The sequence below is a fragment of the Streptomyces sp. P9-2B-2 genome (genome assembly GCF_030406865.1).
Taxonomy (GTDB): domain Bacteria; phylum Actinomycetota; class Actinomycetes; order Streptomycetales; family Streptomycetaceae; genus Streptomyces; species Streptomyces platensis.
In genome coordinates, this window is record NZ_CP129126.1 from 4,858,371 (window position 1) to 4,883,008 (window position 24,638).

The 24,638-nt window shown below is 71.0% G+C and carries 25 protein-coding genes; 10 read left to right on the top strand and 15 right to left on the bottom strand.

What is annotated here, in order from left to right:
* Positions 1-29 precede the first annotated feature (29 nt).
* A complete protein-coding gene (locus tag QT196_RS21280; RefSeq protein ID WP_168480576.1) occupies positions 30-377 on the bottom strand; it encodes a hypothetical protein in 348 nt (115 codons plus the stop codon).
* A 171-nt stretch (positions 378-548) separates the two neighbouring features.
* Complete coding sequence (locus QT196_RS21285) at positions 549-1,118, bottom strand: PadR family transcriptional regulator (RefSeq protein ID WP_168480577.1); 570 nt, start codon at positions 1,116-1,118, stop codon at positions 549-551.
* A gap of 134 nt (positions 1,119-1,252) precedes the next feature.
* On the opposite strand from QT196_RS21285, the gene QT196_RS21290 reads away from it, so the two are divergent.
* Positions 1,253-1,684: a nuclear transport factor 2 family protein gene (locus tag QT196_RS21290; protein WP_290355436.1), complete on the top strand. Its 432-nt coding sequence runs from the start codon at positions 1,253-1,255 to the stop codon at positions 1,682-1,684.
* 99 nt (positions 1,685-1,783) lie between these two features.
* Here QT196_RS21290 and QT196_RS21295 read toward each other — a convergent pair whose 3' ends face one another.
* Positions 1,784-1,990: a ferredoxin gene (locus tag QT196_RS21295; RefSeq protein ID WP_168480579.1), complete on the bottom strand. Its 207-nt coding sequence runs from the start codon at positions 1,988-1,990 to the stop codon at positions 1,784-1,786.
* A 102-nt stretch (positions 1,991-2,092) separates the two neighbouring features.
* Positions 2,093-3,331 carry a cytochrome P450 gene (locus tag QT196_RS21300; RefSeq protein ID WP_211117393.1) on the bottom strand — a complete coding sequence of 413 codons (1,239 nt, stop codon included), beginning with the start codon at positions 3,329-3,331 and terminating at the stop codon, positions 2,093-2,095.
* Between the two features lie 323 nt (positions 3,332-3,654).
* Here QT196_RS21300 and QT196_RS21305 point away from each other — a divergent pair, with 323 nt between their 5' ends.
* Entirely contained in the window at positions 3,655-4,152 is a 498-nt protein-coding gene (locus QT196_RS21305; RefSeq protein WP_168480580.1) for a MarR family transcriptional regulator, read from the top strand.
* A gap of 118 nt (positions 4,153-4,270) precedes the next feature.
* Here QT196_RS21305 and QT196_RS21310 read toward each other — a convergent pair whose 3' ends face one another.
* From QT196_RS21310 to QT196_RS21330, 5 genes are all read right to left on the bottom strand, one after another.
* The gene (locus tag QT196_RS21310) at positions 4,271-5,431 is read right to left on the bottom strand and encodes a flotillin family protein (RefSeq protein ID WP_168480581.1); all 1,161 of its coding nucleotides are present in this window, start codon (positions 5,429-5,431) and stop codon (positions 4,271-4,273) included.
* 11 nt (positions 5,432-5,442) lie between these two features.
* Complete coding sequence (locus QT196_RS21315) at positions 5,443-5,694, bottom strand: hypothetical protein (protein ID WP_042150670.1); 252 nt, start codon at positions 5,692-5,694, stop codon at positions 5,443-5,445.
* Between the two features lie 173 nt (positions 5,695-5,867).
* On the bottom strand, positions 5,868-6,530 hold the full coding sequence (locus QT196_RS21320; protein ID WP_266738062.1) for a peroxiredoxin-like family protein: 663 nt from the start codon (positions 6,528-6,530) through the stop codon (positions 5,868-5,870).
* On the bottom strand, positions 6,527-7,144 hold the full coding sequence (locus tag QT196_RS21325; RefSeq protein ID WP_290355437.1) for a TetR/AcrR family transcriptional regulator: 618 nt from the start codon (positions 7,142-7,144) through the stop codon (positions 6,527-6,529). The genes QT196_RS21320 and QT196_RS21325 overlap by 4 nt, the downstream gene beginning before the upstream one ends.
* Positions 7,145-7,405: 261 nt before the next feature.
* Positions 7,406-8,221, bottom strand: a complete 816-nt coding sequence (locus QT196_RS21330; RefSeq protein ID WP_290355438.1) for a methyltransferase domain-containing protein — start codon at positions 8,219-8,221, stop codon at positions 7,406-7,408.
* Positions 8,222-8,402: 181 nt separating this feature from the next.
* Between QT196_RS21330 and QT196_RS21335 the strand changes: the two genes are divergently transcribed.
* On the top strand, positions 8,403-9,833 hold the full coding sequence (locus tag QT196_RS21335) for a PLP-dependent aminotransferase family protein (RefSeq protein WP_290356695.1): 1,431 nt from the start codon (positions 8,403-8,405) through the stop codon (positions 9,831-9,833).
* A gap of 184 nt (positions 9,834-10,017) precedes the next feature.
* On the opposite strand, the gene QT196_RS21340 is transcribed toward QT196_RS21335, so the two are convergent.
* Complete coding sequence (locus tag QT196_RS21340; RefSeq protein WP_290355439.1) at positions 10,018-11,571, bottom strand: IPT/TIG domain-containing protein; 1,554 nt, start codon at positions 11,569-11,571, stop codon at positions 10,018-10,020.
* A 268-nt stretch (positions 11,572-11,839) separates the two neighbouring features.
* A complete protein-coding gene (locus QT196_RS21345) occupies positions 11,840-12,298 on the bottom strand; it encodes a nuclear transport factor 2 family protein (RefSeq protein ID WP_168480586.1) in 459 nt (152 codons plus the stop codon).
* A 96-nt stretch (positions 12,299-12,394) separates the two neighbouring features.
* Between QT196_RS21345 and QT196_RS21350 the strand changes: the two genes are divergently transcribed.
* Positions 12,395-12,994: a TetR/AcrR family transcriptional regulator gene (locus QT196_RS21350; RefSeq protein WP_290355440.1), complete on the top strand. Its 600-nt coding sequence runs from the start codon at positions 12,395-12,397 to the stop codon at positions 12,992-12,994.
* 124 nt (positions 12,995-13,118) lie between these two features.
* On the top strand, positions 13,119-13,523 hold the full coding sequence (locus tag QT196_RS21355) for a hypothetical protein (RefSeq protein ID WP_168480588.1): 405 nt from the start codon (positions 13,119-13,121) through the stop codon (positions 13,521-13,523).
* 71 nt (positions 13,524-13,594) lie between these two features.
* On the opposite strand, the gene rocD is transcribed toward QT196_RS21355, so the two are convergent.
* The 4 genes from rocD to QT196_RS21375 all read right to left on the bottom strand — a co-directional run bounded on the left by rocD (position 13,595) and on the right by QT196_RS21375 (position 16,939).
* Positions 13,595-14,830, bottom strand: coding sequence for an ornithine--oxo-acid transaminase (gene rocD / locus QT196_RS21360; protein ID WP_290355441.1), 1,236 nt, complete (start codon positions 14,828-14,830; stop codon positions 13,595-13,597).
* A complete protein-coding gene (gene ddaH, locus QT196_RS21365; protein ID WP_168480590.1) occupies positions 14,827-15,651 on the bottom strand; it encodes a dimethylargininase in 825 nt (274 codons plus the stop codon). The genes rocD and ddaH overlap by 4 nt, the downstream gene beginning before the upstream one ends.
* Before the next feature lie 255 nt (positions 15,652-15,906).
* Entirely contained in the window at positions 15,907-16,401 is a 495-nt protein-coding gene (locus QT196_RS21370) for an Lrp/AsnC family transcriptional regulator (RefSeq protein WP_168480591.1), read from the bottom strand.
* Between the two features lie 64 nt (positions 16,402-16,465).
* Complete coding sequence (locus QT196_RS21375) at positions 16,466-16,939, bottom strand: MarR family transcriptional regulator (protein WP_290355442.1); 474 nt, start codon at positions 16,937-16,939, stop codon at positions 16,466-16,468.
* A gap of 57 nt (positions 16,940-16,996) precedes the next feature.
* Between QT196_RS21375 and QT196_RS21380 the strand changes: the two genes are divergently transcribed.
* The 5 genes from QT196_RS21380 to QT196_RS21400 all read left to right on the top strand — a co-directional run bounded on the left by QT196_RS21380 (position 16,997) and on the right by QT196_RS21400 (position 24,538).
* Positions 16,997-17,827: an alpha/beta hydrolase gene (locus QT196_RS21380; protein WP_290355443.1), complete on the top strand. Its 831-nt coding sequence runs from the start codon at positions 16,997-16,999 to the stop codon at positions 17,825-17,827.
* A gap of 121 nt (positions 17,828-17,948) precedes the next feature.
* Positions 17,949-18,896 carry a hypothetical protein gene (locus QT196_RS21385; RefSeq protein ID WP_290355444.1) on the top strand — a complete coding sequence of 316 codons (948 nt, stop codon included), beginning with the start codon at positions 17,949-17,951 and terminating at the stop codon, positions 18,894-18,896.
* Positions 18,893-19,786: an alpha-L-glutamate ligase gene (locus QT196_RS21390; RefSeq protein ID WP_290355445.1), complete on the top strand. Its 894-nt coding sequence runs from the start codon at positions 18,893-18,895 to the stop codon at positions 19,784-19,786. Before QT196_RS21385 ends, QT196_RS21390 begins: the two co-directional genes overlap by 4 nt.
* Before the next feature lie 154 nt (positions 19,787-19,940).
* Positions 19,941-22,175 carry a family 2 encapsulin nanocompartment cargo protein terpene cyclase gene (locus tag QT196_RS21395; protein ID WP_290355446.1) on the top strand — a complete coding sequence of 745 codons (2,235 nt, stop codon included), beginning with the start codon at positions 19,941-19,943 and terminating at the stop codon, positions 22,173-22,175.
* Positions 22,176-22,396: 221 nt separating this feature from the next.
* Complete coding sequence (locus QT196_RS21400; protein WP_290355447.1) at positions 22,397-24,538, top strand: UvrD-helicase domain-containing protein; 2,142 nt, start codon at positions 22,397-22,399, stop codon at positions 24,536-24,538.
* The last annotated feature ends 100 nt before the right edge of the window (positions 24,539-24,638 follow it).

A 24,638-nucleotide genomic window follows, 5' to 3' on the forward strand; every position in this document is an offset into this window, starting at 1 on the left:
GGCCGTGCGCTCCGGCGGCCGGCGTCGGATCAGGCGAAGACCACCGAACGCACCTTCAGCCGCTCCGAGCCATGACCGCCGTTCGGCCGGAGGGTGAAGTAGTCGCCGGTGCAGTCGACGCCCGTGAACAGCGTGGCGACGGACGCGGTGTAGTTCTTCGGGGTGTGCGCGGGCGGTACGGCCGGGTCGGCCACCTCGGGCAGGGTGATGCACACCCGGCTCACCGGGTCGGGCAGCAGTCCCACGTGCGGAGTGCCGGTCTGGTCGGTGTAGACGTAGGTGAAGGGGCCGGTGGCCGCGCCCGCCGGGGAGGCGGGCAGGGACAGGGTGAGCGCGAGCGCGCTGACGGCGACGGCGGCGGTGTGGCGAAGACGCATACAGACATTCCTTCCGTTCCGGTTCTGTGCGGAATGTGTGCTTCCCGGCCTGCCGCCCGGTGATGTGCGTCGTCACACGAAGGAGTTGCGGCGAAACGATCCCTCGGCGGTTGTTCGGGGTGCGGCCCGGTGGTCCGGGTCGGGCCGCGTCCGCCGCGCTGCGCAGGGGCGTCAGTCCCGCTGGCCCCCGTCGTACCGTGCCCGCAAGATATCGGCGCTCCGCTCGCACCAGTCGCGGGTCTCCCGTTCGAAGGCCAGACCGCGCAGACAGGTCAGATACGGGCCGAGCCGTGTGCCGTGGGCCAGGAAATCCGCCTCGTCCCTCCCGCCGCGCAGCCGCGCCGCCAGCTGTTCGAGGATCCCGGCCTTGGCGGCGGCGGTCCGGGCCCGCGCGGCCAGTTGGTCGATCACCGGCGCGGCCTCGATCCGGTCCACGGCCTGCACCTTGACCAGCAGGTCGTCGCGGATGAACGACGGTTTGGCCGTGGTCGCCGCGAACCGCTCCAGCTCGGCCAGGCCCTCCTCGGTGACCTGGAACAGCCGCTTGTTGGGCCGGGTCTCCTGGATCACCTGGCGGCCGGCGACCAGCCCGTCCGCCTCCAGTTTGGTCAGCTCCGCGTAGAGCTGCTGCGGCAGGGCGTGCCAGAAATTGGCGACTCCGGCATCGAACGCCTTGGCCAGCTGATAGCCGCTGTACTCGCCGTCCAGCAGCGCCGCCAGCACCGCATGCCTGAGGGCCATGTCCGGCCACCCCTTCCCATACTCAAGAATATGACTAATCATAGTCGCGACTATGAGGGCGAGGTCCATCGCCGCGGCCGGGGTATGGCCGGGGTCGCCCGGACCGCTGCCCGGCCGAGGCGAGGAGGAAAGTCATGGGGACGACCGCGGACCGCTTCAAGGCGGCGGTGGAGGCGAAGCAACTCGATGCGGTGGAGGAGCTGTTCACCGAGGACATCCGCCTCTACAGCCCGGTGAAGTTCACGCCCTTCGAGGGGCGGCCGATGGTGCTCGGGCTGTTCGGGGTGCTGCTGCGCACCTTCGAGGACTTCCGCTACGTCGGCGAGCTGACGGGCAGCGCACAGACGGCGGCGGGCCCGGACGGCGGCTCCGCCGACTCCACGGTCCTGATCTTCCGGGCCACCGTGAACGGCAAGGAGATCCATGGCATCGACCTGCTCCAGTTCGACGAGGCGGGCCGGATCAAGGAGTTCACGGTGATGGTGCGCCCGCAGTCCGCGGTGCATGCGCTGGGCGAGGCGGTGCTGGCCGGGCTGGTCGAGGACGGACTGGTGCCCCAGGCGTAGGGCGGCCCGGCCGGGCGGCCACTGGTGGAGGGGTGGCCGCGGCCGGACGGCGGCCCGCCTCGTGCACGGATGCCGTGGCGGGGCGGGCCCGGAGAGGCCCTAGACCCGCTCCGCTTGATCGACCGTGATCGCCGCGGCCGGGCAGATGGCCGCCGCCTCGTGCACCGCGCCGTGCAGTGCGGCCGGTGGTTCGGCGTCGAGCAGCAGCACGATGCCGTCCTCCTCACGCTGGTCGAACACCTCCGGCGCGGACAGCACACAGCTTCCGGCGCCGCAGCACTTGTCCTGGTCAATGGTTACGCGCATGGTTCTCTCCAAGATGGGCCGCCCGGCCCCTGACGGCCATGGACGGACGGGCTGGAACGGGAGGACGGGAACGGCCGGGGTGGCGCTGCCGGGCGCGGATGCTCACCACGCGACGGGCAGCGCGTGCACCCCGTAAATCCCCATGTCATGACGGAACGGGATGTCCTCGAAGGGAATGTCGAGCCGCAGGCCGGGCAGCCGGCGCAGCAGCGTTTCGAGGGCGATCTGGAGTTCCACCCGGGCGAGCGGCTGGCCCAGGCACTGGTGGACGCCGAAGCCGAAGGCGACATGACGGCGGGCATCGCGGCCGACGTCGAGTGCGGCGCCCCCGGGGAAGATCTCCTCGTCGCGGTTGGCCGTGTTGAGCACGCACAGCACGCCCTCACCGGCGCGGATGGTGCGGCCGCCGATGGTGACGTCCTCGTCGGCGATCCGCGGGAGACCGTTGTGGACGATCGTCAGATAGCGCAGCAGCTCCTCGACGGCGCCCGTGATGAGCGACGGCTCCGCGCGCAGCCGCGCCAGCTGGTCGGGGTTGCGCAGCAGCGTGAGGGTGGACAGCGCGGTCATGTTGGCGGTGGTCTCATGGCCCGCGACCAGTAACAGCCGTCCCATGGAGGCGATGTCCGCGTCGCCGAGTTCGCCGCGGGCGACCAGCCGGCTGACGATGCCGTCATCGGGCGTACGCCGTTTGGACTCGGCGAGCCGGCTCAGGAAGTCCTGAAGCTCCTCCTGCGCGACGCGTACCTGCTCGACGGTCGACCGGAGGCTGAGCAGCACGCTGCTGCACTTCTGGAAGAACGCGTGGTCGTCATAGGGGACGCCGAGCAGCAGACAGATCACCAGGGACGGCAGCGGCAGCGCGAACTCCGCGACCAGGTCGGCCGCGTGCCGCCCCTCGGTCATCCGGTCGAGCAGCTCGTCGGCGATGCGCTGCACCTCGGGGCGCATCGCCGCCATCTTCTTCACCATGAAATCGGCGGTGAGCATCCGGCGCAGCCGGGCGTGCTCGGGGTCGTCCTGGCGGATGAACGAGGGGTTGCCGGTGGCGAATTGACGTCCGCCGGCGGTCAGGAACGGGAATCCCGGACGGGTCGCATCGGCACTGAACCGCGGATCGCCGAGCACCTCCCGTACGTCCTGATGCCGGGTCACCAGCCAACAGGAGGAGCCGTCCCACAGTGTGGCCCGGGTGATCGGCTCCTCGCGGTGGGCCCGGGTGATCTCGGGTGCCGGGTCGAAGGGGCAGCCGGTGGCCCGTGCGGCGGGGACGGCGACGGGGGAGCGGCCGGTGTCCGGTCCGGTGTCCTGCTCCCTCGCGATGCGTTCTGTGGTCGTCATGCGGCTGGTCCTTCCACGATCGGGACACGGCGGTGCCGTGGCGAACGGTGCGGGTGGCGCCACTCCTTGACGGGACAGACGAACTCGGCGGCCGATTCGGTGGTCGACTCGGCGGCCGCGGTGACCAGCGGAGATCACTGTCGGCGACAGCTAGTTACCTAACTTAAGCAACTAAGTTGTGTCTACGCTAACTCACCTTCGGAGGGGGCGGGAAGGGGAGAGCGTGGTGCACACGAGGTTGGCTCAAACCGATCCGACGCCCGTACGGAACGGGCAGGTCACGGGGCGGATCGCCGCGTCGCGCGGGCCGCTAAAGTGCCTGCATGCCGGACCCCGGAAGAGACCAGGACCCCACCGTCGCACTGCAAAGAGTGCTGGCCACGCTGTCCTACCTGCTCACCCGCTCCCGGGCGCACGAACGCCAGGCGGCCGAGGCGGGCGTCACGGCGGCCCGCTCCGATCTGTGGCTGCTGATGGCCCTGGAGGACAGCGGAGGCATCAGCAGGGTCGGTGATCTGGCCGCGCTGCTGATGGTCGAGCCGCCGCATGTCACCCGCCAGATCGGCCAGTTGGAGTCCCAGGACCTGGTCGAACGGACCCCGGACTCGCTCGACCGCCGCGCCCGCAAAGTGGCGATCACCCCGCACGGCAGGGCCGTCCTCAGCCGTCTGCAGCAAACCAGCCATGCCGGTCTCCACGAGGCCCTCGCCGGATTCGACGACACCGACATCGCCACCACCGTCGCCGTCCTCAACCACCTGGTGGCCTACGCCCGCCACAAGCACACGGACGAGGAACGGCAGCGGGGGCGGGGGATGTGAAGGGGCGGGGGTGGAGTGGGGCGGGGGAGTAGGGGAGCCCTCTGCCCGCCTCCGACTCCGCCTCTGACCGGCCCCGGTTTCCGTCCCCGCCCCGTTGCTGCTACTGCTACTGCTACTGCTACTCGATCTCGACGCGGCCGCTGTGGCCGTTGGCCGTTCCGGAGCCGCCGTTCTTGTCGGCGTTGTTGTCCTGACCGTCGGGGGTGCCGAGGTTGCGGCGGACCGAGTCGAGGATGGTCAGGCCCTGGCCGACCAGGCCGGCGGCGATCTCGCCGAGACCGTCGGTGCCGTTGAGGACATTGACGTTGGCGTTGGCCAGACCCGCGGAGGCCTCCTTGACGATCTGCGGGAGCTGGTCGATGAGCATCCGGTCCAGGGCCACCCGGTCGTGCGAGGCGGCGGCCTCGGCCTGGATCTTCATCCGCTCGGCCTCGGCCAGCGCCAGCAGACGGATCCGCTCGGCCTCCGCCTCGGCGGGCTTGACCACCTCGGCCACCAGCTCCTGCTGACGCAACCGGGCGGCGCGCTCGGCGAGTTCGGTCTGCGCGGCGAGGACTTCCTGCTGGGCGTGGGCCTGGGCGAGCGGGCCGGCCTGGGCGGCGTGGGCCTGGGCGCGGTCCACCTCGGCGTTGTACTCGGCCTGGACCACGGCGGTCTGCCGGGAGTACTCGGCCTGATTACGCGCGGCCTCCTGCTGTGCCTCGACCGAGGCCTGGGTGGCCTTGGCCTGGGCGATCTGCGCCTGCCGCTGGATGGCGGCCTTGTGCGGCGCGGACATCGCCTCGATATAGCCGGTCTCGCCGTCGTCGATCGACTGGATCTGCAACGAGTCGACGATCAGACCGATCTTCGCCATCTCGGTCTTGGACGTTTCCAGGACCTCGGTGGCCAGCTTCTGCCGCTCGGTGACGATCTCCTCGACCGTCATCGAACCGATGATGGAGCGCAGATGACCGGCGAAGATCCGGCCGGTCAGTACCGACATCTGGTCCTGGTCGGACAGGAACCGCTGACCGGCATTGACCACGCTCTCGGTGTCGTTGCCGACCTTGAACGCGATCACGGCGCGGACCGTCAGCGCGATGCCCTGCCGGGTCACACAGGTCTCGGCGACCTCCGCCTCACACATCGCCAGGGTCAGAAAGCGGACCTTGCGAAAGACCGGCAGCACGAACTTGCCGTGCCCGGTCACCACTCGGAATGGTGCGCCCCCTTGTCCACGCCTGCCGCCCGAAATCAGCATGGCTTGATCGGGGGCAGGAACGCGGTAACCGAACATCCTTTATCTCCTCAGCCTGCGTCGCCGGCCCCGCCGGTCAACGCGTCCAACGGATCGGCCCACTCCATGACGTCGACCTGGCGACTGCCACGGGACTCGATGACGAGCACGGTCGCCCCTACCGGAAGGGGCTCGGCGGACCAGGCGAGAAAGGCCTCGGAGCCGCCCCTGATCCGCACCAGAACCTCACCGGGACCGGCAGCCCCACGAGTGCCGATCAGAAGCACTCCCGTACAGCCGATCACGGCATCGTCCTGTGCCATTGGCGGCTGCCCTCCCCCGTTTACGTTCCTGGAAATTCGACCTTAGCGCTCCGATGCGCGGCGGCCTATGGGGGGTGGGCGGCGAGTTGGGCTATCGGCGCGGCCCCGTCAATTTCTCGCAAAGAAGGGAACCGAATGCCGAATGCGGTGCGGAATTTCCGGCGGCCGGTGCTTCAGTGCGCCGCAGGGAGGGCGCCGAGGGCGGCGATTATGTCGGACGGTTCGGCGCGGGCGGTGTAATCGGTGTCGATGAAGGACCAGCGGATGGTGGCGTTCCGGTCGATGACGTAGGTGGCGGGTACCGGGAGGGTGCGTGCATGGCCGCCGTTGACCCGCTGGAGGTCGAAGCCGAAGGACTCGTACACCGCGGCCAGGTCGTCGGGCAGGTCGAAGCTGAGGCCGAACTGCTTGGCGGTGTCCGAGCCGAGGTCGCTGAGGACGTCGAAGGCGAGCGAGTGCTTTTCGGTGAGGGTGAGGGATTCGTCGGGGATCTGCGGCGATATGGCCACCAACTGGGCGCCGCGGGCGGTGATGTCGGCGTGTCGCTGCTGGAGGACGCGCAGGGCGAAGTTGCAGAAGGGGCACCAGGCGCCGCGGTAGAAGGTGAGCACGACCGGGCCCGCCGACAGCAGTCCGTCCAGCGTGACGGTGCGACCGGTCGAGGTGGGGAGGCTGAAGCCCGGGGCGGTGTCTCCGGTCCGCAGGGCGCGCTCGGCCAGTCCGGAGGCGGCGAGCTCACGGCCGGCCCGTTCCATCACCGCGCGCTCGGCGTCGGGGATCTGGAGGTGGGGGTAGTGCTCGCGCAGGAAGGCGGTGAGTCCCTCGGCGTAGTTCATCGCGGGGGTTGCTCCTGAGGTGTGAGAGGGGCGCGCAGTGGCGCGAGGGCAGCGGCCACCGTGTCGGTCAGCGCCTGGGCGTCGGTACCGGCACGGGAGCGCAGATTGACGCCGTACGCGAGGGTCGCCAGCACGGCGGCGGAGGCGTCGAGATCGCAGGACGGCTGGAGTTGACCCAGGTCAGCGGCGTTGGTCAGGGCCGTGCGCATGGCTGACTGGAGCATGTGGTGGTGGTCTTCGAGCAGCGTGCGGATGCCGGTGTCGGCGCACTCCGGGCCGGCGTAGGCATTGGTGACCATGCAGCCCCAGCCCGCGACCGGGCCCGAACAGCGCACCTCGATCAGCCCGGCGAAGAACTCCTCTATCGAGGTCAGCCCCGCGGAAGCCTGCGCCAGGTGGGCGAAGGCCGGTGTCGAGTGCTGCGCTATATAGCGGTCCAGCGCCGCGGCGTAGAGGCCGTCCTTGTTGCCGAAGGTCGCATAGAGGCTGGAGCGGCTCACTCCGGTTGCGCTCACCAGCGCCTGGATGCCGGTCGTCGGGAGGCCGTGCCGCCAGAAGACCTGGATCGCTTCGTCGAGCACGAGCTCGGGGTTGAAGTGCTTGATGTCGGGCATGGCTGTGCCGCTCGTTTCGCCGTCGCCGGAGGAAGGAATGCAGGGTCGCTCGGTCCCGCTCACGTATCTTGGAACGGTTATTCCAAGATACGCCGACTGCCCTTCCCTGCCAAGGAGTTGGGGGAATCGGCTGGGGAAACTTCTGGAACCTGGCCGTCCGGTCCGGGGGAGGCCAAGGGCAGGTGCGGAGGGCGGGGCTCGGCCCCGACGCCCCCGGGCACCGGCCACGGGACGCCCCCCCCGGCGCGCCCCCGCCCACCCCTACGGGTTGACCCCCACCGCCTTGAAGAAGGTGTAGTGGAAGGTCCCGCCCTCGTCCGCGGCCAGTCGTAGGTCGGCGATGCCGCGGTCCCAGTCCGCGGCGGTGGTCAGGCCGGTGCTCAGCGCCTTGTCCCGGACCGCTTCGACCATGGCGATGAAGGTCTTCCGGGTGAGGCCGTCCACCAGCGCGGGGCGGGTGGCGTCGGCGTAGGCCGTCCTCGGCCGGACCACCACCTGGTCGAATCCGGCGCCAGTGAGCAGTGGCTGCAACGCCCGTCCGAGCAGCGCGTTTCCGCCGGCCGCGGCCTGTAGTCGTACCTGGTGGCCGATCACCTCATGGGCGTGGATGCTGTCCGGGTGGAGGACCACCGAGCCGTGGTCACCTTCGATCACGGTCAGGGTGCCGCCGGGGCGCAGGACGTGTCGTAGCGCGGCCAGTGCCTGGTCCGGATCCGGCAGGTGCTCCAGCACGAAGCAGGCGAAGACATGGTCGAACTCGGCCGTGCCGAAGGGGAGGTGGTGGAGGTCGGCGGTGCGCCACTCCACGTCGGCCCCGGGTTCTTGCGCCGTCACATAGGCGCGGGCCTGCGCCAGCGACTCCGCGGACCGGTCGATGGCGACGATGCGCGCCCCCGGGCTGTTCCTGGCCAGATGCACGGTCTGTGCGCCCACCCCGCAGCCGACCTCCAGCACCCGGCTGCCGGCGGCGTACGCCGTACCCGCGTGCAGCAACGCGGCCAGGGTGTCCGCCTGGTCGCCGAGGCGACGTGCCTCCTGCGGTGAATAGCCGTGCACATAGGCCGTGTTCGTCTTCATGCCTTCACCGTGCCGCGACAATGGTCCGGTGCACAGGTCCAAAGAGCACCCTGCCAACCGGTCCATAACCTCCTCGCCGCCCCCGAGCCCTCCGCCCCCCTCTCCTACGGCTCCGCCACCCCCCTCGCCCCCGGCCTCCCCGCCCCGTCACACCTCCCCCGGTTCCTCCGACTTCCTTCAGCTGAACCTCGGCGACGCGCCCGTGGGCGGCCGGTCGGACTGGCTGGCTCAGGAGTTGCGGCGGGCCGTCGCGGATGGCCGGCTGCCGGTCGGGAGCAGGCTGCCCGCGACTCGGACGCTCGCCGCTGATCTGCGGGTGTCGCGGGGGGTGGTCACCGAGGCCTATCAGCGGCTGACCGAGGACGGGCAGCTTGCCGGGCGGGGGAGGGGCGGCACGGTCGTTGTCGCCGCGCCCGTGACGGCCGTCGCGAGGACCACGGGAGGGGCGCTCGGCGCCCACCGGCCGCCCGCTCCGTTCGCCGCACCGCCCGGCCCGGAGATCTTCGACGAGCTGCGCACCGCACCCGCACGGATCGACCTCTCGCCCGGCGTGCCGGACCTGGCCGCCTTCCCCCGTGCGGCCTGGCTGCGCGCCGAACGCGCGGTGCTGGCGGACCTCCCGTCGGCCGACTTCGGATACGGGGACCCACGCGGCACCGTCGCACTGCGCCGGGCCGTCGCCAACTGGCTGGCCCGCAACCGCGGGATCAGGACGGACCCGGACGAGGTGGTGATCGTCGTCGGCACCGTGCAGGCGCTCGGACTGATCGCCCAGGTGCTGCACCGCGACGGGATTCCGGAGATCGCGGTCGAGGACCCCGGATCGCTGGGCGCGCGACAGCATCTCCAGCACTGGCGGATGTCGACGCCGCCGGTTCCGGTGGACGACGACGGGATACGGGTCGACGCGCTGCGGGCGAGCGGTGCGCGGGCCGTTCTGCTCACCCCGGCGCACCAGTTCCCCACCGGGGTGGTGCTCGGTGGCGGACGGCGCCGTGAGCTGATGCGCTGGGCGGCCGACGGTGGCCTGATCATCGAGGACGACTACGACGCCGAGCACCGCTACGACCGCGCACCGGTCCCCGCCCTGCGCTCGCTCCTCCCCGAGCAGGTCTGCTACGCGGGCAGCGTCTCCAAGCTGCTGGCCCCCGCCCTGCGGGTGGGCTGGCTGCTGCCGCCGCGGAAGTACCGGAAGGCGCTGGTCGACGCCAAGCGGTTCGCCGACCTCGGCAACGCCGCACTGCCCCAACTCGTCCTGGCCCGGCTGATGGAGTCCGGTGAGCTGGAGCGTCGGTTGCGGCTGCTGCGCCGCCGCCATCGCCGTCGCCGGGACGCCATGATCGCGGCGATCCGCGCGCATCTGCCGGGCGCGACCGTGCACGGTGCCGCGGCGGGCCTGCATCTGACGCTCACCTTCGGACCGGACGGCTACCGGGGCTCCGACACGGACCTGGCCGCGGCCGCCCTCGCTCACGGCGTCAAGGTCCACCCGCTGTCCTGGCACAGCCAACTCCCGGCCCCGCCGGGCCTGGTCCTCGGCTACGCCGCCCGCACCCCGGACGAGATCACGCAGGGCGTGGCCGTCATCGGTGAGGCGCTGACCGGCGGGTGACGGGGCTGCGGGCGCACTGCGCGCCACCCCGAGCAGCAGACCATTCCGTGCGCTCCTCCTCTCGGAGCGCACGGAATGGTGGGGTGCTGCCCTGGAGATCCGGCGGCTGCCAGGGCTCGGCGTGGCGGGGTAGTTGGGCGGGTGCCCGCCGGTGCCGCCGGGTCGGCCGGTGACCGGGCGGGGGTCAGGGTTCGATGACTCCCGCGTGGTCGCTGGACGGCGACAGGATCGCCGACCCGGTGGAGCCGCCGACGAACTCGGCGTCATAGCCGCCGTTGGCGAGGATGAGCGTCAGGATGAGCGTCTCGTTGAACCGGGCGACGCCTTGGGCGTCGGTGGTGGCGATGCCCACGAGGTTGCTGCCGATCTTGAAGAGGATGGTCTGGCCGGGCACGGGCAGCCCGGTGACCTGGTCGGTCAGCGTGGCGGTCAGGAACGGGAAGTACACGTGCGGCGGGAACAGCTTCGACAGCGCCGGGGTCGCGACCAGCGAGGTGGCGTGGACGGGCAGCAGGTAGGTGAAGCCGCCCACCAGCGTGGCGCTGCCGCCAGGGGTGGTGACGGTGACGTCCGCCGGGCCGGCCGCACCGGGCGGAGTGATCGCGGTGAGCTGCGTTCCGGTGGCGTTGACCATCACGCCGGTGGCGGGGTTGCCGCCGATGGTGACGCTCGCCCCGGTCAGGTTGGTGCCGGTGATCGTCACCGGCGTGCCGCCCGCGATGGGCCCGCTGTTGGGGGTGATGCTGGTCAGCGTCGGGTCGAATTGGATGACGCTGACGTTGTTCCCGTTGATGTTGCTGACGTAGACCTTGTTGTTGGGGGCGACCGTCACGGCGATCGGTCCGGCGCCGACGGGGATCGGGGCGCCGACGACGGTGTTGGTGGCGGTGTCGAACACCGTCACGTTGTTGGCCGCCCGGTTGGACGTGTAGGCCATCCCGTCGGCGCCGACCGCGATGCCCCACGGCTGGTTGCCGACGGCGATCGGGGCGCCGACGACGGTGTTGCTGATGGTGTTGATCACCGTCACGGTGTTCGACCCGATGTTGGCGACGTAGGCGTTGCCGTTGGGTGCGATCGCCACGAAGTTCGGCTGGGCGCCGACGGGGATCGGGGCGCCGATGACGGTGTTGGTGGCGGTGTTGATCACCGTCACGGTGTTCGATCCCCGGTTGGTGACGTAGGCGTTGCCGTTGGAGGCGACCGCGACCCCGACCGGCTGGGCGCCGACGGCGATCGGGGCGCCGATCACGGTGTTCGTGGTGGTGTCGATCACCGTCACGGTGTTCGCGGCGAAGTTGGTGACGTAGACACGTCCGCCGGGGACGGCCGCCACCACGGCCGGCTGGTTGCCGACGGCGATCGGGGCGCCGACGACGGTGTTGGTGGCGGTGTTGATCACCGACACGGTGTTCGACCCGCTGTTGGGGACGTAGGCGTTGCCGTTGGGGGCGACCGTCAGCCAGACCGGCGTACCGCCGACGCCGATCGGGCCACCGATGACGGTGTCCGTGGTGGTGTTGATCGCCGACACGTTGGCCGACCCGGAGTTGGCGACGTAGAGGTCGCTGCTGGGGGCGATCGCCAGCCCGACCGGGTTGTTGCCGACGGGGATCGACGTGACGGCCAGGAAGACTTGCGCCGAGGCTGCCACCGGGCTCACCTGCGCCGCCTGGCTGGGGAGCGCGGCTGTCTGCAGCAGCAGTTCCAGCATCGGCGACTGAACTTGCGTACTCATGTGGACCCCTTCTGTGGGGGCCGTCCATATCCCGCTCCGGGGCACCACAACCACAGACCGCGCGTCACAAAAGCGACGCGGGCTGCCCATCCCCGAGGAGGGATGGGCAGCCCAGTAGTTCGGTTATCGCCCTTTTTCCCCATGCTGCGGGGAAGCGAAACATTCGCACATGCTTGCCCGTGACCGGCGCTTTCACCCGTCGGCATCCAGGTCGTCCGGTGCGGGCGAGCCGCCCGCAAGGAGGGGGGAGTTCCCCGGCTCCGGCTGATCAGCGGAACGGGAGCGGGTGGCCCCGCTCCTCCTCCGGGCGGGGGCCGAAGATGCGGCGTTCGTCGCCGGTGATCGCGACATCGTGGATGCCGGCCTCCCGGCGGCGCATCAGGCCGTTCTCGTCGAACTCCCAGAGCTCGTTGCCGTAGCTGCGCCACCACTGGCCGGCCGCGTCATGGGACTCGTACTGGAAGCGCACCGCGATGCGGTTGCCGCTGTACGACCAGAGCTCCTTGCGCAGCGCGTAGTCCAGTTCGCGGGTCCACTTCCGGCGCAGGAAGTCGACGATCTCGGCGCGGCCGGTGACGAAGGTGTCGCGGTTCCGCCAGACCGAGTCCTCGGTGTAGGCGAGGGCGACCCGCTCCGGGTCGCGGGTGTTCCAGGCGTCCTCGGCCGCCTGCACCTTCTGTTGTGCGCTCTGCTCGTCGAACGGCGGGAAGGGCGGTCGTGGCGCCATGGCGTGCTCCCTTTCACCAAGATCGGAGAACGGTCGTTCTCGCTTGGTCGGCTAGTGTAGAGAACGACCGTTCTCCTGGAAAGCCCCGGAAGTGCCATGGACCTCGATGAAGCCCGTACGCGGATACTCGACGCCGCGGAGGAGCTGTTCTACGACCGCGGCATCCAGGCCGTCGGGATGGATGAACTCCGCACCGCCGCCGGGGTGTCGCTCAAGCGGCTCTATCAGTGCTTCCCCGCCAAGCACGACCTCGTCGAGGCGTATCTGCGCCGCCGTGACACCCGCTGGCGCACCGCACTCGCCGAGTACGTCGACGCGCACGCCGACGGCCCCGCGGACCGGCCGCTCGCGGTCTTCGACTGGCTGGGTGAGTGGTTCGCGGAGGACGGCTTCCGCGGCTGCGCCTTCGTCCACGCGTACGGGGAGCTGGGGGCGACCTCCGACCGGGTCGGCCGGGTCGCGCGGGAGCACAAGGAGGCGCTGCGGGGGTATGTGGCCGGTCTGGTGCGCGCGCTGCCGGTGGCCGAACCGGAGGTGCTGGCCGGGCAGTTGGCGCTGCTGATCGACGGGGCGATCGCGGGTGCCGCCCTCCTGGGTGAGCCGTCCGCCGCCCGGCAGGCCCGTACCGCCGCCGCCGCGCTCCTGGAGGCGGCGGGGAGTGTGGCGGGGTCAGGGGCGGCGCGCAACGGAACCTGATGGCACATGAGTTCGAAAACCAACTAAGATCAACTTCGTGCACGCGGTGCCCGCCACGCCCCATTTCGTGGCGGGATTTTTCGCGTCTTCCGCCGGTATTTCGAGGAGAGGACTCCCCCCACACATGACCCGTTCGAAGCTGCTCCGCGCGCTGACCGTCGCCGGAACGATCGCGCTGAGCGCCGTCGCCACCACCCCGGCCGCGCACGCCGCCGCCTCCTCCTGCACCCACGACTGGTCGGGGCCGCAGATCTGCATCGAGACCGATGGCCAGGACGGCACGCCCCAGCCCGGCACCGTCACCGCGACCTGGACCAACCCGTCCAAGAGTCGGCAGTCCGCGACCGTCTACCTCACCACTACGGACGGCGGGAGCAACTACTCCTTCAAGGCGAAGCGGTCCGGTGACCAGATCGTCGGCCACACCGCCCCGGGGATCCAGCCGAGCGGCAGCACGCTCTGTGTCCGTTTCAAGGGCAGCTCGCACAAGGCCTGCCTGGAGATGATCAACCGCAACGGCTCGTTCTAGCGCACGCGGACACGACGCGGCCGCAGCTCACCCGAGCTGCGGCCGCGTCGGCCGTTCGGCGGGGTGCCGGGTCAGCCCAGCGCCCGCTCCAGGCTGCCGAGCGCCGAGGTCAGTTCCTCGGCGGTGATGGTCAGCGGCGGGGCCAGCCGGATCGTCGAGCCATGGGTGTCCTTGACCAGGACGCCTTCCTTCAGCAGACGTTCGCTGATCTCCCGGCCGGTGCCCAGGGCGGGGTCGATGTCGACACCGGCCCACAGGCCGCGGGCGCGGAAACCGGTCACACCCTTCCCGGTCAGTGCGGCCAGGCCGTCGCGCAGTACGGCGCCGAGTTCGGTGGCGCGGCGCTGGAACTCCCCGGTGGCGAGCAGCTCGATGACGGCCGAACCGACCGCCGCCGCCAGCGGGTTGCCGCCGAAGGTCGAGCCGTGCTGGCCGGGGCCGATCACGCCGAGCACGTCGCGGCGGGCGACGACCGCGGAGACCGGGACGATGCCGCCGCCGAGCGCCTTGCCGAGCAGCAGCATGTCCGGCACCACGGACTCGTGCTCGACCGCGAGGGTGGTGCCGGTGCGGCCCAGCCCGGACTGGATCTCGTCGGCGATGAACAGACAGCCGTTGCGCCGGGTCAGTTCGCGTACGCCGGTGAGGTAGCCGTCGTCGGGGATCAGGACGCCCGCCTCGCCCTGGATGGGCTCGATCAGCACGGCGGCCGTCGTCTCGTCCAGGGCCGCCTCCAGCGCGGCGAGGTCGTTGTACGGGACGGTGCGGAAGCCGGGGGCGAAGGGGCCGAAGCCGACCCGGGCGGTGTCGTCGTCGGAGAAGCCGACGATGGTGGTCGTCCGGCCGTGGAAGTTGCCGCCCGCCACCACGATCGTCGCACGGTCCGCCGGGACGCCCTTGACGTCGTACGCCCACTTGCGGGCGACCTTGATGCCGCTCTCCACCGCCTCGGCGCCGGTGTTCATCGGAAGCACCATGTCCAGGCCGGTCAGCTCGGCGAGGCCCTCGGCGAAACCGGCGAGCCGGTCGTTGTGGAACGCCCGTGAAGTGAGGGTGAGCTGGTCGAGCTGGCGGTGCGCGGCCTCGGCCAGGGCCGGGTGGCGATGGCCGAAGTTGAGGGCCGAGTAACCGGCCAGCATGTCGAGGTAGCGGCGCCCCTCGACGTCCTCGACCCAGACCCCTTCGGCGCGCGCGACCACCACGGGCAGCGGGTGGTAGTTGTGCGCCAGAACCGGGCTCTCGGCCTGGATGAGCTCCGCGGACGAACGGGGAGCGCCAACCTGGGCGGTACGGGTGGGAGCGGTCATGAGCGGATCTCCTGGGTGCAGCACTTGATGCCGCCGCCGGCCTTGTGGAACTCCGACAGGTCGACGGGGACGGGGACATAGCCGTGCGCGAGGAGCTGAGCGATCAGGCCGGATGCCTGCGGGGCGACGAAGACATGGCGGCCGTCGGAGACGGAGTTGAGGCCGAAGGCCATCGCGTCCTCCCGGGTGGCGAGCACCGCGTCGGGGAACAGCCGCCGCAGCACCTCACGGCTGCCGGACGAGAACGCCTCGGGGTAATAGGCGATATGCGCCTCGCCCGTCTCCGGCGATTCGCCGAGGACGAAGAGCGCGGTGTCCAGGTGGTAGAAGTACGGGTCCACCAGCTGGAGGCCGATCGTCGGCACCCCGAAGAACTCCTGCACCTCGCGGTGCGCCGCCGGGGTGGTGCGAAAGCCGGTGCCCGCCAGGATGAAGCGGCCGGCCGGGACGAGATCGCCCTCGCCCTCGCACGCCGACTCCGGCCGGTAGACGTCGTAGCCGGCCGCCTTGAACCAGGTCTCGTACTCCGTGGACTCCGGCCGCCGCTGCGGCGCGTGGAAGTGCGAGCCGAAGACCCGGCCGCCCACGACCAGCGCGGAGTTGGCCGCGAACACCATGTCCGGCAGACCGGGCACCGGGGGCACCGACTCCACGGTGTGCCCATGGGCGCGGTAGGTGCCCATCAGCGCCTCCCACTGGCGCCCCGCGAGCGCGGTGTCCACGGGCACGTCCGCCCGCATCCAGGGATTGATGGCGTAATGCACGGCGAAGTGTCTGGGCTCGCAGACCAGATAGCGCCGGGGGCGGGATTCACGACTCATCGGCACGGGACGATCCCTTCGCTTCCTCGGGCAATGCGGGGTGACCGGGGGTCACAGAGCGTCACCCCGATGGCTTCCAAGGTAAGGAGCGAGGGATTCGGGCCACAAGCAACAAATGCTGCTGATCGGCGCAGCAATGCTGCGTGTCTGTGACCTCTTACGCAGCTTTGCTGCGCGCTTCCGTCCCGGATTCCGCTTCCCCGGAGGGAGCGCGCAGCTTCCGGCGGCTAAGACGGGCCACGCGCATCCGGCGCCTCAGCCGACGGTCCCGCCGGAGGGCTGCCGGGCGCCCGCCTCCGGGCTGTCCGGCAGCAGATGGGACAGCACCATGTAACTGATCGTCTTGCGGATGAACGGCTCGGCCCGGATGCGTTCGAGCACCTCCTCGAAGTGCTCCACATCGGTCGCCCGTACGTGCAGCAGCGCATCCGCGCCACCGGTGACCGTCATCGCCGCCGCGATCTCCGGGTGGTTGCGCACCACCTCCGCGAGCCGCCGGGGCGGCGCCGCGCTGTCGCAGTACACCTCGACATACGCCTCGGTCAGCCACCCCAGCGCGGCCGGGCGAACGGTGGCGGTGAACCCCGTGATCACGTTGTTCTCCCGCATCCGGTCCACCCGCCGCTTCACCGCGGTGGACGACAGCCCGATCGCCGCCCCGATCTCCGCGAAGCTCGCCCGGCCGTTGTCGATCAGCGCCGCCACGATCTTGCGGTCGAGGTCGTCGAAGGGCACGGCCTTATGGGTCACTGGGCCTCCCGATCCCGTCCCGGTCCCGCGTCGTCGCGGGTGCCTCACGGTAGCGGGAGAGTGGTCAGCCCACGTCGACGTGGTCGAAGAGCGCCAGCATCCTGGTGAGCACCCGCACGCACGCCGTGACCTCGGCGTCGGTCAGATCGCCGTCGACCTGGCGTAGCAGCGCATGCTCGCGCAGGAGCACCGCGGTGATGGCGGCCCTGCCGTCGTCGGTCAGCCGGATCAGCGAGGAGCGCTGATGGACGGGGTTGGGGGTGATCTCGACCAGGTGCCGGGCCGCGGCGTCGTGCACCATGCGCTGCACGAACTGCCGGCTGAGCGCCTGTGCGCGGCCCATCTGCGGGACGGTCATCGGGCCGTTCTCGCGGAGCAGGTCCAGGACGGCGCGGACGCCGACGGACAGGCCCTCGATCGGAGCGGTCTGTTCGACCTTGCGCTGGACCCGCCGGTACAGCGGGCCCACGAGGTCGAACACCTCCGTGAGCCGGTGGGCGAGGTCATCGGGCGGCAGGGGTGGGTCGGTGTCGGTCACGGGACCATCATGACACCTTGGTTGCCAAGTCTCTCGGAGAATGGCACCTTGGTTGTCATGACTGATGCTCTTGATGTGCGCACGTTAGAGACGCCGGACGGACTTCTCGCCTATCGCGAACTCGGCAGCGGCCCGCCCGTGGTGCTGCTGCACGGCGGGTTCGTGGACGGCGGGATGTGGGACGACCAACTTCCGTACTTCGCACGGGACCACCGGGTGATCGTGCCGGACGCCCGGGGGCACGGCGCGTCCGCCAACGCGACCCGGGCCTTCCGCCCCGCCGACGATGTCGCCGCGCTGCTGCGCCACCTCGACACCGGCCCCGCCGTCCTGGTGGGACTGTCGATGGGCGCGGCCACGGCGGTGGACACCGCGCTGGAACATCCCGGTCTGGTGCGCGCGCTGGTGGTCAGCGGCGCCGGGACCAGTGAGCCGGAGTACCACCACCCCTGGGCCCGGGGCGTGATGACCGCCCAGGCCCGCGCGATGGCCGCCGGCGACATCGAGGGTTGGATCGACGCCTTCCTGATGCTCGCGGCCGGCCCGCACCGCACGGTCGACGCGGTCGATCCGCAGGTCATAGGACGCGTACGGGACATGGCGGAGCGGACGTTGGCCAAGCACACCGGCGCCGAACCGGACTGGCGGGTGCCGGTGGCCGATACCTGGGCGCGGGCCGCGAAGATCACGGTCCCGGTGCTGGCCGTCCACGGCGGCCTCGACTCGGACGACTGCATCGGTATGGCCGAACGCCTCGTGCGGTCCGTCGCGCACGGCCGTGCCGCCACCATCGACGGCACCGGGCACTACCCCAACATGGAGCGGCCGGACCTCTTCAACCGGACGGTCGGGCTGGCGCTGCCCGCCCTCTTCGCGCACCAGAACTGACGCACCCGGGCCGGAGCCCGGTGCGTGGGTGCACCGTCCCCGGCGGGCTCCGCATGGGATCCTGGTGTGTCGAGGATCTGCCGGACGGTCGGTGGACGTGCGGCGATGACGAGGGTGCCCGATGAGACTCTGCTTCCTGGTGGAGGAGCAGTACCGCCATGACGGCATGCCGCTGGAGGTGATCCACCAACTCCGCGCCTGGGGCCACCGGGTGGACGTGCTGTGGCCCGGCCGCTCGCTGATCCGGATATCCGAGGCGATCCAGGCGGGCAGCCACGACGCCTGGGTCCTCAAGACCGTCTCCGGCGGTCCGGGCCTGACGCTCCTGGAAGCGGCCGCTTCCGTCGGGCTGATGACGGTGAACGACGTCCGGGCCATCCGTGGCGTACGGGACAAGGCGCTGGCCGCGGTGATCGCCCGCGGCAAGGGGCTGCCGGTCCCGGTGACGTATGCGGCGGCCCGTCCCGAGGAGTTCGCGGAGATAGCCGAGGCGGAGTTCCCGCTCGTGGTGAAGCCCGCCGACGGCAGTTCCGGGCGCGCCGTGCGGCTGGTGGCGACGCCGGACCGGCTGCTGGAGCCGGGCGGCCCGGCGGGCCCTGATGGGTCGGCCGGCGGGCTGCTGATCGCCCAGCCCTATGTCCCCAACTCCGGTACGGATCTGAAGGTCTACAGCGTCGCCGGGGAGCTCTACGCGACCGAGCGGTGCTCCCCGCTGCACCCGGCACACGCCGTACGGGAACGGCAGGTGCCGCTGACGCCCGAAGTCGCCCGGATCACCGCCGAGATAGGCGCCGTCTTCGGCCTCGACCTCTACGGGGTCGACATCCTGCTCGGGCCGGACGGCCCGGTGGTCGTCGACATCAATGACTTCCCCAGCTTCCGTCAGGTGCCGGACGCGGTCGCCCGGGTGTCCGCCGCGGTCCTGGAGCTGGCCCGGAACGGGGCGCAGGGGCGGGACGCGTTCGCCACCAGGCAGACTGGCGCGGCGGCCGCCCCGCCGTCCCCGTTCACCGCGTCGTCCGTTCCCCGTCCCACCCGGCCCGCGGCGTCGATCGGCGGCGGCCGGTGAGGGTTTGTCTGCTCACCGCGGATCCGGGGCATCCGCTGCTGGCCGCGGTCACCGGGCTGCTGGCGCCGGATCACCGGGTTGAATGCCTGGACCCGGGTGCCGGGGGGCCGGGGCCGGACCTCTCTTCGCTCGCCGATGTCTATCTCCTCAAGGCGCGGACGCCCCGGGCGCTGGCGCTCGCCGCGCTCCTGGAGGAGCACGGCGCCCCGGTGCTCAACTCGGCGGCGGCGACCGCCCGGTGCCAGGACCGGGTGGCGATGGCCGCGGTGGCCCGCGCGGCGGGGCTGCCGTTCGCCGCTACCCGCTCCGTGGCCACCCTGGGGGAGCTGGCCGCGGCCGGTGCCCCGGACGGCCCGCTGGTGATCAAGAGCCGGTTCAGCCGCCGCCGGGACCTGGTGACCCGCGCCGACAGCGCCGTACGGCTGCGGGAACTGGCCGCCGACTGGGCCGAGGAGCTGGTGGTGGTCCAGGACTTCACCCCCAACAGCGGCTGGGACCACAAGCTGTGGGTGGTCGACGGGCAGCTCTTCGCCGCGCTGCGCCGCTCGGAGCTGGCCCCGGACGGCCGCGGTCCGAACCTGCCGCTTCCGGTCGGCGAACTGCCCGCGAGCTGGACCGCCGCCGCGCTCCGGGTGGGCGAGGTCTTCGGCCTGGACGTCTACGGGGTGGATCTGCTCGACGCCGGGGGCGGTGCGCCGCTCATCGTGGACATCAACGCCTTTCCCGGGATCCGTGGCCAGGCCGGTGCCCCGGAGGCGCTGGCGGCGCTCGCCCTGCGGACGGCGGAGCGCGGGCGGGCCGGCGGCACGGACGAAAGAAGGCCGGACGAAAGAAGGCTGGACGAAGGAAGCGCGGGCGAAAGAAAAGTGCCACAAGTCAGCGAGAAATGAACCCGGTTGGTGCCGCTCCGAACCGAAGGGAAGTGGAGGCGGAAGCGCCTCCTCCGTAAGGCCTAAGGGGCCGGGCCCCGGGGTAGCGCAGCCCCGTCAGGGGGCGTGATCCACCGCGCCTTCCTTCCGTACGTATGGGGAGAGGCCGGTAACGGTGACACAGCCATTCGAATTGCCCCACTTCTATACGCCTCATCCGGCGCGCCTGAACCCGCATCTGGAGACGGCGCGTACGCATTCCAGGAAGTGGGCCCGCGAGATGGGAATGCTGGAGGGCTCGGGCATCTGGGAGGAGCAGGATCTCGACGCCCACGATTACGCCCTGCTGTGTTCCTATACCCACCCGGACTGCGACGCCGACGCGCTGTCGCTGGTGACCGACTGGTATGTCTGGGTCTTCTTCTTCGACGACCACTTCCTGGAGAAATTCAAGCGGACGCTGGACCGGAAGGGCGGCAAGGAGTATTTGGACCGGCTGCCCGCGTTTATGCCGATGGACCTGACCGCGCCCCTTCCGGAGCCGGCCAACCCGGTCGAGGCCGGGCTCGCCGACCTGTGGCTGCGCACGGTGCCGCAGATGTCCATGGACTGGCGGCGGAGGTTCGCCGAAAGCACCGAGCATCTGCTCAATGAGTCGCTGTGGGAACTGTCCAATATCAATATCCACCGGGTGCCCAACCCCGTTGAATACATCGAGATGCGCCGCAAGGTCGGTGGCGCGCCCTGGTCGGCGGGCCTGGTGGAGTACGCGACCGGCGCCGAGGTGCCCGCGTCCGTCGCCGCGTCCCGGCCGCTGCGGGTACTGCGGGACACCTTTTCCGACGCCGTCCATCTGCGCAACGACCTCTTCTCCTATCAGCGCGAGACGGAGGACGAGGGCGAGCTGAGCAATGGCGTCCTGGTGCTGGAGAATTTCCTGGACTGCACCACCCAGGAGGCGGCGGACGCCGTCAACGATCTGATCACCTCCCGGCTCCAGCAGTTCGAGGACACCGTCCTCGCCGAACTCCCCGCGCTCTTCCTGGAGAAGGGGCTCGATCCGGCCTCCTGCGTGAAGGTGCTGGCGTACGCCAAGGGGCTCCAGGACTGGCAGTCCGGCGGTCACGAATGGCATATGCGCTCCAGCCGCTACATGAACGGCGGCGGGGCGGCGGCCGGCAGCTCGCAGCCCTGGTCGCCCTTCTCCTTCGGCGGTCTCGGCACCTCGGCGGCGGACCTGAAGACCGCCCTGGCCACGGCCGGTGCCCTCCGCCTCCGCAGCGGCACCCACCTGCCGCACCAGAAGGTCGGCCCGTCCCAACTACCCGCCTTCTACATGCCGTTCACCACCACGCTCAGCCCTCACCTGGAGGGCGCCCGCGGCCGCGTCATCGACTGGGCGCACCGGATGGGCCTCCTCCGGCCGCAGCCCGGTGTGCCGCTCTCCGACGTCTGGGACGAGCCCGCGATGATCCGGTACGACCTGGCGCTGTGCGCGGCCGGCATCCACCCGGACGCCACCCCGGAGCAACTGGACCTGGACGCCGCCTGGCTGGCCTGGGGCACCTACGCCGACGACTACTACCCGGCGGTCTTCGGCCGCACCCGCGACATCGCAGCGGCCAAGGTGTGCACCGAGCGGCTGTCGGCCTTCATGCCGCTCGACTCCGCGACGCCCGTACCGGAGCCGGTCAACGCCCTCGAACGCGGGCTGGCGGACCTGTGGCCCCGTACGACGGCCGGTATGGCTCCCGAGGCGCGCCGCGCGTTCCGCGAAACCATCGACACCATGACCGCCAGCTGGCTCTGGGAGATCGGCAACCAGATCCAGAACCGCATCCCCGACCCGGTCGACTACATCGAGATGCGCCGGGCGACCTTCGGCGCCGACCTCACCATGAGCCTGAGCCGGCTCGCCCACGGCCGGCGGGTCCCGCCGGAGATCTACCGCACCGGCCCGCTGCGCTCACTGGAGAACGCCGCCGCCGACTACGCGGGCCTGATGAACGACGTCTTCTCCTACCAGAAGGAGATCGAGTACGAGGGCGAGGTCCACAACGGCATCCTGGTCGTCCAGACCTTCTTCGGCTGCGACTACCCGACCGCGCTGCATATCGTCGACGACCTCATGACCTCGCGCATGCGGGAGTTCCAGCATGTCGCGGCCCATGAACTCCCCGTCGTCTACGACGATTTCCAGCTCTCGCCGGAGGCGCGCGAGGTGCTGGACGGCTATGTCCGCGAGCTGGAGCACTGGATGGCCGGCATCCTCATCTGGCACCGCGGCTGCCGGCGCTACCGGGCCTCCGAGCTGTGCCACCCGGCGGGTTCGCCGGGCCGGCTGGGCGCGCCGACCGGCCTGGGCACCTCCGCGGCCGGTCTCTTCCGGTCGGTCGCGCGGGTCGGGTAGACGGGCGGCGGCCCGGCCCGGTCCGGCTCGCTGCCGCCGGGGCCGGGGCCGGGCCGTCGTGGGCTCCGCGCCCGATGCGCCCGTGCCCCGCCCGTGCGCACTTCCGCGTCATGTGCCATCGACCTATGGTTCATGACTCATGTGGTTCACGACTCATGTGGGTCATGACCCATGTGGTGCGTGGCCCATGCGTTCGGGGGCGAGCGGTGAGGGGGCGAACGATGGCGGCAGGGAGTGCACCGGGCGGGTCGGCGGGTGCGTCGGCGGCCCGGCGGGCGCAGCAGGCCCGTCGGCAGGAGCGCCTGTTACGGGAACAGTGGCAGGCCGCCCGAGCGCGGGCCGAGCGCTGGGAGGCGGCGAGCGAGGGGGAGCAGCGGGTCGCCGCCCAGCTGCTGATGCTGGCCGAGCGGGGCTGGCGGCTGCTGGTGGACCGGCGCTGGCCGGGCACCCGCGCGGCCAATGTGGACATGCTGCTGATCGGCCCCGGCGGAGTCTTCGTCATCGACGTCAAGAACTGGCGGGCCGCGCCGGAGGCCTCGGCCGGCCGGCTGCGGGCCGGTGGCTTCTCCCGTGACGAGCACCGCCGCAAGCTGCTCGCGGTCACCAAGGCCGCCGAGAGCGCGGTGGCGTCCCTGGGGATGTCCCCGGTGGCGGTGCGTCCGCTGCTGGCGTTCGCGGGGCATCGGGTCGACGCGGAGCTGGGCCGGGTGCGACTGCTGGGCGAGCGGGAGATCGGACCGGCGCTGCTGTCGGAGCGCACCCGGCTGTCGGCCCAGTCCGTCCGCGCTCTCACCGAGCATCTGGAACGGGTCTTCCCCGAGTACGAGGCACCGCCCGCCGCCGACACCCCGCCCGCCGACACCCCGGACGCCGCCACATCGGACACCGCTTCCCGAATACCGGACGCCACGTCCGACGGCCTCTTCGACCTCGACGGACTGCGGGACGCCGCCCTCGACGAGGCGCGGCGGGCCCCCATCGAGCAGTGGATGACTTTCCTCGACCCCGATCAGCTCGCCCTCGTACGGCGCAACTGGGCGGGCCCGGCCAGGATCAGCGGCCCGGCCGGCACCGGCAAGACGGTCATCGCCCTGCACCGCGCCGCCTACCTGGCCCAGCGCACCAACGGCCGCATCCTGTACGTCACGTTCGCCAACAACCTGCCCCGCGTCCAGGCCACCTTCCTGAAGACGATGGCCCCCGCGGTGGCCGACCGGGTCGACTTCCGCAGCCTGCACTCCTGGGCACAGGACTATCTGCGCGACCGGGGCGTACCGGTCCATCTGCACAAGGAGAAGGCGGAGACGGCCTTCAGCTTCGCCTGGAAACACGTCGGCCGGAACAGCTGCCTGACCGAGATCGATCCGCTGCACCCGTATTGGCGGGAGGAGATCGACTACGTCATCAAGGGCCGCGGCATCACCTCCTTCGAGGAGTACGCCGCGCTGCCGCGCCGTCGCCGCCGCGCCGGGCTGCGCCGCCCGCACCGGCAGGCCGTCTGGTCCCTGTACGAGGCGTACGAGGCGCAGCGCACCGAGCGCGCCGTGCACGACTTCAACGATGTGCTCTCCCTCGCGCTCGCCGAGGCGGCCGGCCGGATCGGGCACAGCGCCTACACGGCCGTCGTCGTGGACGAGGTCCAGGACCTGACCCTCGTCGGGGTGCGCCTGCTCCACGCCCTGGTGGGCGACACCCCCAACGGTCTCCTCCTGGTGGGCGACGGCCAACAGGCCGTCTACCCGGGCGGGTTCCGTCTCTCGGACGCGGGCATCGACATCCGCGGCGACCGCGCCCAGGTACTGCGCGCCAACTACCGCAACAGCAAGGAGATCGTGGACACCGCGCTCTCCGTCGTCGCCGAGGACGCCTTCGAGGACCTCGACGGGCTGCGCACCCCGGGCCGGCGGGACATCGACCTGACCTACCACGACGGCGAGGTGCAGCGCGCGGTCCTGCCCACCCCTGCCGCGCACGACGAGGCGCTGCTGACCGCGCTGCGCGGCCTGACCCCGCAGGAGCTCGCCGGATCCGCCGTCCTGTGCCCCGCGAAGCGCGCCATCGAGCACTACCAGCGCCTGCTCACCCGGGCCGGCCTGCGGGTCTGCTCACTGGACCGCTACGACGGACACCCGGTGGAGGCGGTGAAACTCGGCAGCTACCGCCGTGCCAAGGGTCTGGAATTCAAGCGCGTCTATCTGCCGCAGCACGACACCCCGCCGCCCACGGGCACCCCGGACGGCCGCACCCCCGCCGAAACCGCCGCTGAGCGCGCCGAACTGGCTCGCAGTCAGCTCTACGTCGCCATGACCCGCGCCCGCGACGTCCTCTGGCTGGGCAGCGTCCGGCCGGTACGGGAGAACTGAGCGACGGGAGGCGGCGTCCGCCCCGACGCACCCTCCCCGAGCCGGCCGATGCCGCCCGTAATGTCCTTCTGCACGGTGAATCTCCCCTTTGGCGGGAATA